Annotated in this window: 13 protein-coding genes; 8 read left to right on the forward strand and 5 right to left on the reverse strand. The window is 67.3% G+C overall.

Going from position 1 to position 13705, the window contains the following annotated elements:
• The first annotated feature begins 157 nt into the window (after positions 1-157).
• Together G4223_RS09025 and G4223_RS09030 are read left to right on the forward strand one after the other, a co-directional pair.
• The gene (locus G4223_RS09025) at positions 158-1261 is read left to right on the forward strand and encodes a DUF898 family protein (protein WP_338086846.1); all 1104 of its coding nucleotides are present in this window, start codon (positions 158-160) and stop codon (positions 1259-1261) included.
• Positions 1261-2310 carry a M48 family metallopeptidase gene (locus G4223_RS09030; RefSeq protein WP_163678104.1) on the forward strand — a complete coding sequence of 350 codons (1050 nt, stop codon included), beginning with the start codon at positions 1261-1263 and terminating at the stop codon, positions 2308-2310. The genes G4223_RS09025 and G4223_RS09030 overlap by 1 nt, the downstream gene beginning before the upstream one ends.
• Here the strand turns inward: G4223_RS09030 and G4223_RS09035 are convergent.
• The 3 genes from G4223_RS09035 to G4223_RS09045 are packed head-to-tail and all read right to left on the reverse strand — an operon-like array spanning position 2304 to position 3780.
• Positions 2304-2762: a cupin domain-containing protein gene (locus G4223_RS09035; protein ID WP_163678107.1), complete on the reverse strand. Its 459-nt coding sequence runs from the start codon at positions 2760-2762 to the stop codon at positions 2304-2306. The two genes, G4223_RS09030 and G4223_RS09035, sit on opposite strands and share 7 nt — an antisense overlap.
• Positions 2762-3295, reverse strand: coding sequence for a demethoxyubiquinone hydroxylase family protein (locus G4223_RS09040; RefSeq protein WP_241004040.1), 534 nt, complete (start codon positions 3293-3295; stop codon positions 2762-2764). Before G4223_RS09040 ends, G4223_RS09035 begins: the two co-directional genes overlap by 1 nt.
• Complete coding sequence (locus G4223_RS09045; protein ID WP_241004041.1) at positions 3292-3780, reverse strand: disulfide bond formation protein B; 489 nt, start codon at positions 3778-3780, stop codon at positions 3292-3294. The genes G4223_RS09040 and G4223_RS09045 overlap by 4 nt, the downstream gene beginning before the upstream one ends.
• Before the next feature lie 77 nt (positions 3781-3857).
• On the opposite strand from G4223_RS09045, the gene meaB reads away from it, so the two are divergent.
• From meaB to lepB, 3 genes are all read left to right on the forward strand, one after another.
• Positions 3858-4781, forward strand: coding sequence for a methylmalonyl Co-A mutase-associated GTPase MeaB (gene meaB, locus G4223_RS09050; protein ID WP_338086855.1), 924 nt, complete (start codon positions 3858-3860; stop codon positions 4779-4781).
• Between the two features lie 97 nt (positions 4782-4878).
• Positions 4879-6165: a diguanylate cyclase domain-containing protein gene (locus G4223_RS09055; protein ID WP_338086847.1), complete on the forward strand. Its 1287-nt coding sequence runs from the start codon at positions 4879-4881 to the stop codon at positions 6163-6165.
• A 76-nt stretch (positions 6166-6241) separates the two neighbouring features.
• Positions 6242-7150, forward strand: coding sequence for a signal peptidase I (gene lepB, locus G4223_RS09060; RefSeq protein WP_163678132.1), 909 nt, complete (start codon positions 6242-6244; stop codon positions 7148-7150).
• Positions 7151-7159: 9 nt separating this feature from the next.
• Here the strand turns inward: lepB and G4223_RS09065 are convergent, their stop codons facing one another.
• Both G4223_RS09065 and ygfZ read right to left on the reverse strand, forming a co-directional pair.
• The gene (locus G4223_RS09065; RefSeq protein ID WP_163678135.1) at positions 7160-8839 is read right to left on the reverse strand and encodes a methyl-accepting chemotaxis protein; all 1680 of its coding nucleotides are present in this window, start codon (positions 8837-8839) and stop codon (positions 7160-7162) included.
• 78 nt (positions 8840-8917) lie between these two features.
• The gene (gene ygfZ / locus G4223_RS09070) at positions 8918-9775 is read right to left on the reverse strand and encodes a CAF17-like 4Fe-4S cluster assembly/insertion protein YgfZ (RefSeq protein ID WP_163678139.1); all 858 of its coding nucleotides are present in this window, start codon (positions 9773-9775) and stop codon (positions 8918-8920) included.
• A 123-nt stretch (positions 9776-9898) separates the two neighbouring features.
• Between ygfZ and G4223_RS09075 the strand changes: the two genes are divergently transcribed.
• The 3 genes from G4223_RS09075 to asnB are packed head-to-tail and all read left to right on the forward strand — an operon-like array spanning position 9899 to position 13703.
• Positions 9899-10927 (forward strand): glycosyltransferase, encoded by a 1029-nt coding sequence (locus tag G4223_RS09075; protein ID WP_163678143.1) that lies wholly within the window; start codon positions 9899-9901, stop codon positions 10925-10927.
• Positions 10924-11949, forward strand: coding sequence for a glycosyltransferase (locus G4223_RS09080; protein WP_163678146.1), 1026 nt, complete (start codon positions 10924-10926; stop codon positions 11947-11949). The genes G4223_RS09075 and G4223_RS09080 overlap by 4 nt, the downstream gene beginning before the upstream one ends.
• A complete protein-coding gene (asnB, locus tag G4223_RS09085; RefSeq protein WP_163678149.1) occupies positions 11949-13703 on the forward strand; it encodes an asparagine synthase (glutamine-hydrolyzing) in 1755 nt (584 codons plus the stop codon). Before G4223_RS09080 ends, asnB begins: the two co-directional genes overlap by 1 nt.
• Positions 13704-13705: the final 2 nt, after the last annotated feature.

The following is a 13705-nucleotide window of genomic DNA, read 5'->3' on the forward strand; positions in this document are numbered from 1 at the left end:
CCTTTCCCTGTTCCATGGTCGTTCAAGCCTACGCCGGGAGCCAGACGCGGTCGAGGCCGCGCCGGTGCCGTCCGCCCTTTACTTAGGTGCTGGCGTTGCCAGAAACCACCCCCGCGCGTAGGCTGGCGGCGGAACAACCGCCCGCAGGAGCATCCCCGTGCCCGAGCATCTTTCTCCAACCCGCCACGGAGCCCGCCACGGAGAGCGTCCCTTCGCCCATGTCGCGGGCACCGGCAGCATGCTGCGGCTGGCGTTGCTGAACTTCCTGCTCAACGTCCTCACCCTCAGCCTGTGGCGGTTCTGGGCCAAGACACGGGTGCGCCGCCTGTTGTGGAGCGGCACCGCCGCCTGGGGCGACCACGCCGAATATACCGGACGCGGCGGCGAACTGTTCCTGGGCTTCGTGGTGGTGATGGTGTCGGTGTTCATGCCGATCCTGGTCGCCCTGACCGCCGCCCAGATGGCGGTCGAGGCCGGCAACCCGTGGGGCAACGCCTTCGTCCTGCTGATCCAGGCGGTGGCCGTCTTCCTGGCCTTCGCCGGCTTGTACCGGGCGCGGCGCTATCAATTGTCGCGCACCCTGTGGCGCGGCATCCGCGCCGGCCAGGATGGCGAGGCATGGCGCTATGGCCTGATGGTGCTGGGCTGCGGGCTGGTCAACGTTCTCAGCCTGGGTTGGACATGGCCGTGGACCGAGATGACGCTGGCCCGCTATCGCCTGGGCAACACCCGTTTCGGCGACGAACGCTTCGTCTGCACCGCCAGGGCGCGGGGCCTTTACCGCCGCTTCGCGGTGATGTGGGGGGTGGCGGCGCTGGTGCTGTGCCTGCCGCTGGTCACCGTTCTTGGCCTCTATTTGTCCGGCGACGGGATTCTGGAAAGCGCCGAACCCGCATTGTTGTTCATCATCGGCTTGCTTTTGGCCGGCGGGGTAGTCCTGGTGCTGGCCCTGCCCTACGCATGGTATCGTGCCGCCGTGCTGCGGCAATTGGTGGCCGCCACCCGTTTCGCCGGCACCACCTTTCACCTTGACGCGCGAACCGCGCCGCTGTTGCGGCTGGGTCTGGGCAACTGGCTGATCGGCGTCTTGTCCCTGGGTATCCTCAGGCCGTGGGCCGCGCTGCGGGAATTCCGCTTCGTCTGCGCCAACCTGAGCGCCGATTGTGAACCCGACTGGTCCTCGGTCCGTCAGTCCGCCGCCGCCGCCCCCCGCCTGGGCGAAGGTCTGGCGGCGGTGTTCGATGGCGCCGGAGAGTTCTGATGACCGCCCTGCCCGGCCGCTTCAACGACGGCCGCACCGCCGCCAGCCGCCAGGTGACCGTGACCCCCGGCACCAACGGCCTCGACATCCGCGGCGAGGACGGACTGATGGTGGCGTTCTGGAAGACCGCCGACCTGAGGGCCGACGGCGAATTGCCCGATGGCGCCGGGGTCCGGCTGCGCTGTGCCGCCGATCCCGACGCCCGCCTGAGTTTGGCCCAGGCCGAGTTCATCCGCCCGCTGCTGCCGAAGCCTCCGCGTTTTCCCTGGCTGAAGCTGGCCGGAACCTTCGCCGGCGCCCTTGGCGTGCTGGCTGCACTGTGGCTGGGCATCCCGGCCGGTGCCCGCGCCCTGGCGATAATGGTGCCATCCGCGTGGGAAAAAGGCTGGGGCGACACCCTGGCCGACGAGTTGGAGAGGCGCTGGGGGACCTGCCGCCAGCCGGCGGGCGACGCCGCCCTGCAATTGCTGGCCGCGCGTCTGGGCGCCGGCATCGCCCCCGACCTGCACCTGAACCGGCTGGTGGTGGTGCGCCGGACGGAAAACAACGCCCTGGCCCTGCCGGGCGGATCGGTACTGGTGTTCTCGGGCCTGTTGGCCCAGGCGGAAAGCAGCGACGAACTGGCCGGGGTCCTGGCGCACGAGTTCACCCATCTGCGCCTGCGTCATCCCACCGTGGCGATGATCCGTGCCGCCGGCATCGGCATGGCGGTGATGCTGGTGACCGGCGACGCCTCGGGGCTGGCGGCCTCGGGCGCCGCCATGGCCATGGCCGGCGCCTATTCGCGCGACGACGAGTCGGCGGCCGACGCCGGCGCCGTCACCTTGTTGACCCAGGCCGGTATCGGCACCCAAGGGCTGGCCGCCTTTTTCCGCCGCCTGGACGACGGCCCGCCCGGGCTGACGGGCTGGTTGTCCACCCATCCCGACAGCCGCGCGCGCGCCCAGGCGGTCGAAACGCAGGGGGGCGAAAGGCAGGCACCAGCCGCCACCCGCCCGGCGCTGGAACCGGAACAATGGGCGGCGATCAAGGGAATTTGCGGTCAGTAAGGGCTGCCGTCGCGGTGCACGATCCTGCGCCCTGGCTCCACCAGCAGATCCACGTCGGGATAGACCACGCGGTCGGTGTCGGGGGCGCGGGTGCCGATCTCAAGATAGCTGGCGGGAACGTCGGTCCTGTTCACCAGACAATGGCCGTCGCCGGAATTCTTTGGGAAGCCAGCGCACATCCCGGCCGACAGTACCTGTTCGCCGGCGTCGGTGACCAGGGTCAGCTCGCCCGACAGAACATGGATGAACTCGTCCTCGGCGCTGTGCCAATGCCTGAGCGCCGAGGCGGCGCCGGGTGCCAGCTCCACCAGATTGACGCCGAAATCGGAAAGCCCCAGGGCATCGCCCAGCCGCCGCTTGACCCGCCCGGCCACCGCCGCCTGGAACGGCGCCGGATAGATGCTGCCGGAACGGCCTTCGACGGTGGCGGGATCGAGCGCGGGCTTTTTCATCACACCCTCTCGCTCAGCCAGATGGCGATCTTGCAGCCGGTCTTGATGGCGGTGGACAGCAGCGGATAGGCCGGCGCCTGTTCGGCGCCGTTGGCCAGACCGATGTCGCGGTGCTCCAATTCCTCGGCGCGGAACTGTTCGATGGTGGCCTTGAGCTCGGCCTCGTCCCCGTCCAGGGCGGCGGCCTGGGCGACGTAATGTTCGTCGATCGCTTCCTCGACCGCCACGGTGCAGGCCATGGCGGCGCGCTCGCCCATCAACGCGGTTCCCGCCCCCAGCACGAAGCCGGCCACATGCCACAACGGACTGAGCGCGGTGGGACGAACCCGGCGTTCGGCGATCATCTTGCCGAAGGTCGTCAGATGATGTTCTTCCTGTTTGGCCATATGAGCCAGAAGCGGACCGTGCCGCCCCTTGCCCAGCACCGCCCGCTGGCCCTGATAGATGCGCACCGCCCCCAGTTCGCCGGCCTGGTTGACCCTGAGGAAGCGGGCGACCCTGTCGTCCTTGCTCATGCTGCCGGGCACGCTCATGCCTTGTTCTCCCATCGCCGGGCCACCACCATCAGAACCACGACGGCCAGGGCGCCGGAAAAGGCGATGTTCATGGTCGCCATGGTGATGCCGTGCCATTCCCAGGCCGGTTCGTCGCAACGCGCCTCGGCCGGCGTGGACATCATGGCGGCAAGGTCCGAGACCGCCACCGCGTCCGAACGCGCCGGAGCACACGACGCCTGCCACCATTTCTGTTCCACGCCGACATGGTAGACGGCGATGGCGGAATTGACCAGGAAGGCCAGCCCGGCCAATGCCATCAGCCCACGCCGCCACGGCGCCAGCCGCCCGACCAGCGCCAGCATTGCCAAGGCACCGGCCACGGCGAAGGGCACGCGCTGGGTGATGCACAATTCGCACGGCTTGAGGCCGAAGCCGTACTGGGCGGTGAAGGCGGCCGCCAGCGCCAGGGCGCTGACCACCAGCACGAAAGGCGGCAACAGCCGCGAAAGCATGGTCGTCATGGCTGCGAACCATAGCAAACGGCAGGCGCCTTGACCACATCGGCCGGGGCGGTGATGATCCCGCCATGAATAGTGCCATCACCCTGGATTCCATCCGCGCCGGCGGCAAGGCCGCCCTGGCCCGCGCCCTGGCCCGGTTGGAACAATCCCCCGACGCCCCCGAGACGGTGGCGCTGTTGGACGCCGCCTACGACGCCCCCACCGCCCAGGTGGTGGGCATGACCGGCCCGCCCGGCGTCGGCAAGTCGACGTTGATGAACGCGCTGATCGCCAATTGGCGCGGCCGCGGGCGCCGCGTGGCCTGCATCGCCGTCGATCCGTCGTCGCGCCGGTCGGGCGGCGCGCTTCTGGGCGACCGTACCCGCCTTTCCACCGACCCCGAGGATCAGGGCATCTTCGTCCGCTCCATGGCGGCACGCGACCGCTTGGGCGGGCTGGCGGCGCTGACGGTGTCGTCCATGGTGCTGATGCGGGCACTCTATGACGTGGTGCTGATCGAGACCGTCGGCGTCGGCCAAAGCGAGACCGACGTGGTCGGCGTCGCCGACACCGTGCTGTTCTGTGTCCAGCCGGGATCGGGCGATTCGCTTCAGTTCATGAAGGCCGGCATCGCCGAGATTCCCCATGTGGTGGTGGTGACCAAGGCCGACATGGAAAAAGAGGCCCGCCGCGCGCGGGCCGACGTGTTGGGCGCGCTGTCGCTGGGTGGAGCCGGAGACGATGGCGGCGGCTGGACCGTGCCGGTGCTGATGGTGTCGTCGGCGCGCCGCGACGGCATCGACGACCTGGTGACGGCCATCGACGAACACGGCGCCTTCCTCGCCCAGGAGGGTCGGCTGGCCGCCGCCCGCCACGCCCAGGCCGAGAACTGGCTGGAGGAAGCGGTGCGCGAACGCTGGGGCCGCGAGGGAGTGCGCCGGGCCGGCGACCTGACCCTGGCCGATGGCATATCGCCGTTTGGCCGGCTGGCCCAATTGCGGGAAAGATTGCACATTTTTTAAGCGCCATATCCAGACTGACTGCATGGTTGACTTTGGCCCATCTTTGGGCGGACCATTGCGCAAACCGGTGGAGGGCAAACAAGAGGTGACGGCTTCCGTGGCCACACGTACCGCGACCGTCGTTCTCGACCGTGAGTTGTTGGAACTCGCGTCGTCATTGGTTTGCCTGTTGCGCGACAACCAGATCATCTTTCTCAACAATGCCGGCGTGCGCATGTTGGGCCTCGCCTCGTCCGACGACGCCATCGGCTGTCCGTTCGAGGATTGGGTGGTCGACGACTACCGCTTCCTGATGGAAGCCGGCTGGGATTTGCTGGCCGAAGAGGACTTCCTGCCGCTCAAGCTGGCGCGTGCCGATGGCACGCTGTTCGAGGCCGAGCTGAGGGTGCGCCGCGTCCCCACCGACGACGTCTATTTCATCGAAGGCCGCGACATCTCGAAATTCGTCAAGTCGGCCGAGGCGCTGCGCGACCGCGAGGAACGGCTTCAGGGCATCCTGGCCTCGGTGGCCGAAGGCATCGTCACCATCAACGATTCGTGCAAGGTGGAATCGGCCAACCCGGCGGCCGAGTTGATGTTCGGCTACAAGCGCGGCCGCATGGCAGGCATCGAACTGGGCGAATTGATGCCCCCCGACATGCGCGACCATCACCAGCGCTTTTTCGATGCCTACATGTCGGGCCTGTTCCCCACCCTGATGGGACGGCTGGTGGAAGGGGTCGGGTTGCGGGTGGACGGATCGACCTTCCCCATGGAAATCTCGGTATCCGAGCTGCGCCACGGCAAGCACCGGCTGTTCACCGCCATCTTGCGCGACATTTCCGAGCGCAAGGAGAACGAGGACCGCATCCGCCGTCTGGCCCACCACGACACGCTGACTGGCCTGCCCAACCGCAACCTGCTCAACGACCGCATGAACCACGCCCTGGCTCGCGCCAAGCGCCATGGCGGCCGCATGGCGGTGCTGTATGTGGATCTGGACAAGTTCAAGCCGGTCAACGACAGCCTGGGGCACGAGGCCGGCGACCACGTCCTGCGGGCGGTGTCGGACCGTCTGGCCGCCTGCGTGCGATCCTCGGACACCGTGGCGCGCGTCGGCGGCGACGAATTCGTGGTGGTGATCGAGGAAATCACCCGCCCCAACGAGGCGGCGCTGGTGGCTCGCAAGATCGTCGAATCCCTGTCCCGGCCGGTGGATTACGACGGCCATCCCTGTCAGGTCGGCGCCTCGATCGGCGTCGCCGTCTTCCCCGACGACGGCAACACCATGGAAGAGGTGTGCAAGGCCGCCGACATCGCCATGTACCGGGTCAAACACGCCGGCCGCAACGGCTTCTCGTTCTTCGCCGCCCACGGCCATCCGGTCGAAGGGTTCGAGGACTGAAGCCCTCAAGCCCCACCATTTACAGAACACAGGCCAAAGATTAGCATCCGTTCCGGTTGAAACGGATCATCGCGTCATGTCCTCTGCCATTGCCGACATCCTGCCGAATTCCAGTCCGCGCCGATGGTACTGGGCCGCCCTCTGGTCGCTGCTGTGCCCAGGCTTGGGACAAATTTACGCGACGCGGGTGCCACGGGGCCTCAAGACCATGGCCGTCGCCGCCGTGCTGCAAGGAATCGGCCTGGTGATAAGCGTACAATCGCCAACCAAGCCGCTATTCGTCGCGGTGATGACCGTGGCGGCCTTGTATCTTGGCTTCTACGCTTTCGCCGTCATCGACGCCGTCCTATGCGCCCGCCGCGAAAAGGAGGCATTTCTCGGGGCATGGAACCGAGCCGTAATCTATATTGGCATCGTGCTGGCCTGGAGCGTGGCCACACAGGTCGCCGGCTTCGCCCAGGAAAACGCGAAACAGATGGCCAATTTCAGCATCCCAGCCAATTCCATGGCCCCCACCCTGTTGCCGGGCGACTATCTGGTGTCCAGGACAACCTTTCGGGAGCAAAGCCCGCCGCAACGTGGCGACATCGTGGTCTTCAACAAGAAGGGAACTCCCGTCATCCCCTATGTCAAACGGCTGGTCGGATTGCCCGGCGACCGCATACAACTGCGTGACGGCCGTCTGTACCTGAACGATTTCGCGCTGCCCCAAACCCCCGACGCGGAAAACGTCTTCGTCGAGACCATGCCCAATGGTCGGTCCTATCGCGTCCAGATCGACAACCGGGGGCATTTTTCAGAAAACACCCCGGTCTACACAGTGCCCGCCGGACATTATTTCGTCTTGGGCGACAACCGCGAGAACTCGGCCGACAGCCGTTTCCTGGACGAGGTCGGTTTCATCCCAGAGGAGGCCCTGACCGGCAAGGCGCTGTTCCTGTTCTGGTCGAACGACCTTGCCCGCATCGGCACGGAGCTGGAATGACCCTGCCCGCTATTCCTTGCGAATCTCGGCCAGGAAGGTATCGATCTCGTGACGCAGGGTGTCGCTTTCCCGGTTGAACGCCACCGACACCTGCAACAACCCGTGCGCCATGTCACCGGTTTCGGCCGCGGCCTGGGCGACGCCGGTGATGGTGATCGACACCTCCCGCGTGCCCGCCGCCGCCTGATCGACGTTACGGGCGATCTCGGCGGTGGCCGCCCCTTGTTGTTCGACCGCGCTGGCGATGGTGGTCGACATCTCGTTCAGACGGTCAATGACCCCCGAAATGGCCTGGATCGCCGCCACCGCCTCGCGCGTGCCGTCCTGAACCGCGGCGATCTGGGCGGCGATCTCCTCGGTGGCCCGCGCCGTCTGTCCGGCCAGATTCTTGACCTCGTGCGCCACCACGGCAAAGCCCTTTCCCGCTTCGCCGGCGCGGGCCGATTCGATGGTGGCGTTCAACGCCAGCAGGTTGGTTTGGCTGGCGATGGAATTGATCAGTCCGACGATCTCGCCGATCTTGTTGGCCGTGGCCGACAATTGGGTGATGCGCTCGCTGGTGTCGTTGGCCTGACGCACGGCCGACGCCGACGCTTCGGCCGATTGCTGGACCTGACGCGAGATTTCGTTGATCGAAGCCATCAACTCGGTGCTGGCGGCCGACACCGTCTCGACATTGGCTGTCGCCTGTTGCGACGCGGTGGCGACCGCCGTGCTTTGCTGCTTGGTCTGTTCGGCGTTGTCCGACAAGGTGTTGGCCGCACTTCCCAATTCCCCGGCCGAGCGCCCGATCGAGGCGATCACCCCGCCCAGCCGTGTCTCCAGCGTGTCGGCCATGCCCAGCATTTCCTGGCGCCGCTGGGTCCGCGCCACCTCTTCCTGACGGACCTGTTCGGCCTGAAGACGATCCATCTCGACGATGCTTTGCTTGAAGAACTCGACCGAGCGGGCCATCTCGCCGATTTCGTCGGCCTGGGTCGTGGCGGGAACCTGGATGTCGCGCGATCCCGACGCCAGTTCCTTCATGGTGGCGGTCAGCGCCTTGACCGGCTTCAGGATCGAGCGGCCAATCAACGTCTGCGTCAGCGCCAACACCACGATGGCCCCCAGCATGATCAACGCCGTCAGGTTGACCAGCCGCGCCGCCAGCGTGTCGAAGACGCCGTCCGCCGCCATGGCGCGGTCGCGCAGCGATGCCGCCAGTTGGCCATAGGCGGTGGCGGCGATGCGTTTCTGGTCGTCGATGCGACCATCGATGTCGCGGATTTCCTCCCACGAGATCTGCTCGCCCTTGGTGGTCAGCAACGGCAACAACTCGCCCTCGAACAGCTTCATCACCCCTTCCAGGGCGGTACGTCCCTGGGCGGCGGCGGCACGTTCGTCAGCGGTTTCCGCCATCTGTTCCAGCTTGGTCATGTCCGCGACCATTTCGCGGCGCATGTCCGCCCAACCCTGGCGGCTGTTGTCGAGGTCGCGGTTGATGATGGCGTCGGCGATGACGTCGTAGGCCTTGTACCCCATCAACGACGCTTCGACGGCGAAGGTCGCGCCTTCCGCCATCTTCGCCCCGTTATCCTGGGTGACGCGCAACGACTGAAGGTTGGCGTAGGTCACGGCCAGCACCAAAGCGAAGCCGACCACCGTCAACCCGACATTGAAGAACAGCTTGCGGGATATCGTGAACGCCATGTTCCCCCCTTGCGACGAATTCGTCTTGTTGGTTCTTCACATGGCCAGCTTCCCGGCGCCTTTAAAGAGGTGACGGCGTCACCCCTCGGGCAGCTTGACCCAATGCGGCACCCGCGCCCTGATGGTGGCGCCGTCCGCGAGCAGCGTGTCGTTCAGATGCTCAAGGCGCACCAGCGCCACCCCCTCCTGGCCGCAGGACGAACGCATTTCGCCCGCCTCGGCCCCGCCGACCGTCAGAACCGTGCCGGGCGGCGGCACCGCCCCCTCGACGGTCACCGGCAGCAGGCGCTTCTTGACCAGACCGCGATATTTGGTGCGGGCGGTCAGCTCCTGCCCCATGTAGCAGCCTTTTTCGAAATCGACGCCGCCCAGTTCGTCGAAACCGTTCTCCAGCAGCAACGCCTTGTCCACCGCCATATCGCGGCTGCCGTCCGGGATTCCGGCGGCGATGCGGGCCGCGTCCCAAAGAGCAGGTTCGCCGGCTTCCAAACCGGCGGCAACCAACGCCTGGTCGGACGAAAGCACAACACGCGCTCCCAAATCCGTCAAACGCGGATCGACATAGGCGATCCCGTCGCCGAAAGATTGCGACAGGCCGGGCGTTCCGGCAAGGCCCAAAGCGCCAGCGTCGGTCACCGCGAACACCGAAAGCCCGGTCGGCGCGATGGCCACCTTGGCCCGCAGCTTATAGAGCGAAAGTTTCTTGCGGAATTCCTCGGCCCGGCCGGCTTCGACGTCCACCAGCAAGGTGTCGCCCTGGGCGACCACGAACAGGTCATAGAGGAACTTGCCCTGGGGCGTCAGGAACGCCGCCCAGATGGCCCGCTCCGCCGCCTTGTTGACGTCGTTGGAAACCAACCCCTGAAGAAAGCTGAAACGGTCGTCGCCAGACAGCGACAACACGGCACGGTCCAGACGGATGAAACGGGATGGCATGACCAAAACAACTCCATGGGCGCGGCGGACCCGTCAAAGGTGGGCCATGGCGCCCCACTTGGCAACCCCGCCCGATCTCCATCGCGCCTTGGCGAGAAGCCGTCGGGGCACTATAAGGAGGCGATGCATATCACCCTGGTCGACGATTCCATTCCTTTCGACGGCTTCACCGCCTCGGCCCGCGCGCTTGGCGGCGCGGAAAAGGCCTTTGCCGCGCTTCCCGGCGCGCTGGCCCGGCGCGGCCACACGGTCACCGTCTTCAACCGCTGCCGCTGGAGCCTGTTCATCGAAGGCTGCCAGTGGCATCCGATCGAAGGAACCGGCAAGCCGTTGATGACCGACGTGCTGGTGGCGTTCCGCAAGCCGGCGTTGCTGGAATTCGTCCGCCAGGCCAAGCGGCGGGTGCTGTGGACCACCGCCACCGCCCGCCAGATGGAACGCGCCGCCGCCGCCGGCCCGGTCAAGGACATCAAGCCCTTGATGCTGTTGTGTTCGGCCGCCCAGGCGCAAGGCTGGAATCCGCGTGGGCTGCCGCTGGCGGTACTGCCGCCGGCCGCGCGATCCGATTTCCTGGCCGACGCCGCCACCGCCCTGGCGGTGCCGCCGCGCGCCGTGGTCACCACCCATCCCAGCCACGGCCTGGACCGGCTGTTGGATCTGTGGCTGGAGCGCATCCGCCCGGCGGTGCCCGAGGCTGAACTGCACGTTTATTCCGCCGCCCTGACGCGGGCGGTCGAAGGCGCGGAAGTCGAGGAACCCCTGCGCCCCCTGGCCGAACGGGTGCTGGCGGCGCGCGACGCGGGCGTGGTCGTCATGCGCCCCGGCGGCGACCCGGTCATGGCCCAGGCCTACCGCGAGGCCCATGTCCACCTTTATCCCGGCCATGCCGGCGACACCACCGCCTTCACCTTGATGGAATCCCAGGCCGCCGGCCGACCGGCGGTGCTGCGGCCATTGGGGGCCGCGCCCGAGCGGGTGGCCAACGGCCGTTCCGCCTTCGTGGCGCCCGACGACGACGCCTTCGCCAACCTGACCATCATGTTGCTGTCCGATTCCGCCATGGCCGCCAGCATGGGCGCCGAGGCGCGTTCCCTTTACACCGGCCGTTCGTGGGACGCGGCCGCCCAAGAACTCGAGGCGTTGCTGTCATGACACGTTTGCTGCAAGCCATGGCCGGTGCCGACCGGGGAGGCGCCGAAGCGTTCTTCGAGCGCCTGGCGCCCGCCCTGCAACGGGCCGGCATCGAACAACACGTGCTGATCCGGGCCAACCCGCGCCGCGCCCAAATGCTGCGGGAGGCCGGCGTGGTGGTGACCGAACTGCCCTTCGGCGGCCTTCTCGACGTCAGGACCCATCTGGGTTTCAGAAAGGCGGTGGCCGAGTTCAAGCCCAACATCGTGCTGACCTGGATGAACCGCGCCTCGCGCTTTTGCCCGCGCGGCGACTTCGTCCGCGTCGGCCGGCTGGGCGGCTATTACGACCTGAAATATTACCGCGGCGCCGACCATCTGATCGGCAACACGCCGGACATCGTCGATTGGATCGCCGCCCAGGGATGGCCCGAGGACAGGGTGCATTACGTCCCCAACTTCGTCACCGAGACCAAGGCCAAGGCGGTCAGCCGCAAGACATTCTCCACGCCCGAGGCGGCGCCGCTGATCCTGGCGTTGGGCCGGCTGCATCCCAACAAGGCGTTCGACGTGCTGATCAAGGCCCTGGCCAGCGTGCCCGAGGCCTATCTGTGGCTGGCCGGCGAAGGACCGTTGCGCGCCGAATTGGAAACCCTGGCGGCCCGTGCCGGCGTGGTGTCGCGTGTCCGCTTTCTCGGCTGGCGCGAGGACGTCGCCAGCCTGTTCGGAGCCGCCGACATCTTCGTCTGTCCGTCTCGCCATGAACCGTTGGGCAACGTGGTGATCGAAGCCTGGGCCCAGGGTCTGCCGGTGGTCGCCGCCGCCTCGGAAGGTCCCAGCCAACTGATCGAGGACGGCATCGACGGCATGCTGGTTCCCATCGAGGATTCGGCGGCCATGGCCTGCGCCATCAACCGGCTGATCGAGGACCGCCTGGTGGCCGCCCATGTGGGCGCCGCCGGACGCCAGGCCTATGAGGAACAGTTCACCGAAGCCGCCGTGGTCGCCCGCTACGTCGAGTTCTTCGAACGGGTCCGCCGCTGATGTGCGGCATCGCCGGCATCGTCGCCCCCAAGGGCCAGAGCCCGGACCCGGCCTTGCTGGCGCGGCTGGCCGACGCGCTGGGCCATCGCGGTCCCGACGGGCGCGGCGAATACCTGCGCGACAACGTCGGCATGGTCCAGACCCGGCTGGCCATCATCGACCTTGAGGGTGGTCGCCAACCGATTGTCGATGACGGCGGCCGCGCCATCGTCGCCAACGGCGAAATCTACAATTATCTGGAACTGCGTGCCGAGCTTGCGCACATCCGCTTCGCCACCGGATCGGATTGCGAGCCGCCGCTGCACCTTTATGCCCGCGAGGGGCTGGCCTTCGTCCGCCATCTGCGCGGCATGTACGCCATGGCCATCCACGACCCTGAACAGGGCCGGGTGGTGCTGGCCCGCGACCCCTTCGGCATCAAGCCGCTTTATGTGGCCGAAGGCCCCTTCGGACTGGCCTTCGCCTCGGAACCGGCGGCGCTGGTGCGCGCCGGGCTGGTGACCGCGCGGGTCGATCCCCAGGCGCTGGGCGAACTGCTCCAGCTTCAGTTCACCTGTGGCGCCGACACCATCTTCGCCGGCATCCGCCGGGTGCTGCCGGGCGAGACCCTGGTGGTCGAGGACGGACGGGTGGTGGAATCGCGCACCTTGCCGGCCTTGCCCGAGAACGGTGCCGAACGCGGGGACGGCGAAAGTCTGTTGGAGCGGCTGGATCGGGTGCTGATGGATTCGGTGGACCTGCACCAGCGGGCCGACGTGCCCTATGGCATGTTTCTTTCCGGCGGCATCGATTCCTCGGCCCTGCTCGCCATGATGACCCGACTCAATCCCCGTCCGGTGCTGGCCTTCACCGCCGGCTTTCCCGGAACCGGGGTGCATGACGAACGCGAACACGCCCGCACGCTGGCCCAGGCGATGGGCGCCCGCCATGTCGAGGTGGAGTTCGCCGACGACGACTTCTGGCGATTGCTGCCGAAGGTGGCTGCGGCCATGGACGATCCGGCGGCCGATTACGCCTGTCTTCCCACCTATCTTCTGGCCGAACGGGCCCGGGCCGAGGTCAAGGTCATCCTGGCCGGTGAAGGCGGCGACGAATTGTTCGGCGGCTATGGCCGCTATCGCGGCGCCATGCGGCCGTGGCCGTTCGCCAAGGCCATGCGGCGCAGCGGCACCTTCGACGGCCTGAACGTGCTGCGCCCGGTCCCCGCCGGCTGGCGAACCCGTTTCGCCGCCGCCGAGCGCGCCGCGCGGCGCCCCCACCACCGCTCGCGCCTTCAGGTCGCCCAGGCCACCGATTGCGCCGACTGGCTGCCCAACGACCTGCTGGTCAAGGCCGACCGCTGCCTGATGCACAACGGCGTCGAAGGCCGCGTGCCGTTCCTCGACCTGGAAATGGCCCGCTTCGCCTTCGCCTTGCCCGACAAGTGGAAGGTGCGGGGAAACACCGGCAAATGGCTGTTGCGGCGCTGGCTGGAACGCGCCCTGCCCGCCGCCCGCCCGTTCGACAAGAAACGCGGCTTCACCGTGCCGGTGGCGGAATGGATCGCCACCCGCCCCGAACTGGCCGAACTGGTGTCCCGCCAGCCGGCGGTCGAGGCCGTCGCCGACCCGGCGGCGGTGCGAAACTTGTTCCAATCCTGCGACAAGCGAACCGGCTTCGCCTGTTGGACCTTGCTGTTCTATGCCCTGTGGCATCGGATCCATGTTGACGGAACCGCACCCGAGGGCAATGTGTTCGAGATGCTGTCGGCGTGACG

Origin of the sequence: Magnetospirillum aberrantis SpK, from assembly GCF_011022235.1 — a bacterium.
In the GTDB taxonomy this organism is placed as follows: domain Bacteria; phylum Pseudomonadota; class Alphaproteobacteria; order Rhodospirillales; family Magnetospirillaceae; genus Magnetospirillum; species Magnetospirillum aberrantis.

Excerpts from the sequence above, each read along its gene's own strand:
- G4223_RS09030 (WP_163678104.1), top strand. The coding sequence starts at position 1,261 with ATGACCGCCCTGCCCGGCCGCTTCAACGACGGCCGCACCGCCGCCAGC.
- G4223_RS09035 (WP_163678107.1), bottom strand. The coding sequence starts at position 2,762 with ATGAAAAAGCCCGCGCTCGATCCCGCCACCGTCGAAGGCCGTTCCGGC.
- G4223_RS09040 (WP_241004040.1), bottom strand. The coding sequence starts at position 3,295 with ATGAGCGTGCCCGGCAGCATGAGCAAGGACGACAGGGTCGCCCGCTTC.
- G4223_RS09045 (WP_241004041.1), bottom strand. The coding sequence starts at position 3,780 with ATGACGACCATGCTTTCGCGGCTGTTGCCGCCTTTCGTGCTGGTGGTC.
- lepB (WP_163678132.1), top strand. The coding sequence starts at position 6,242 with ATGTCCTCTGCCATTGCCGACATCCTGCCGAATTCCAGTCCGCGCCGA.
- G4223_RS09065 (WP_163678135.1), bottom strand. The coding sequence starts at position 8,839 with ATGGCGTTCACGATATCCCGCAAGCTGTTCTTCAATGTCGGGTTGACG.
- ygfZ (WP_163678139.1), bottom strand. The coding sequence starts at position 9,775 with ATGCCATCCCGTTTCATCCGTCTGGACCGTGCCGTGTTGTCGCTGTCT.
- G4223_RS09075 (WP_163678143.1), top strand. The coding sequence starts at position 9,899 with ATGCATATCACCCTGGTCGACGATTCCATTCCTTTCGACGGCTTCACC.
- G4223_RS09080 (WP_163678146.1), top strand. The coding sequence starts at position 10,924 with ATGACACGTTTGCTGCAAGCCATGGCCGGTGCCGACCGGGGAGGCGCC.
- asnB (WP_163678149.1), top strand. The coding sequence starts at position 11,949 with ATGTGCGGCATCGCCGGCATCGTCGCCCCCAAGGGCCAGAGCCCGGAC.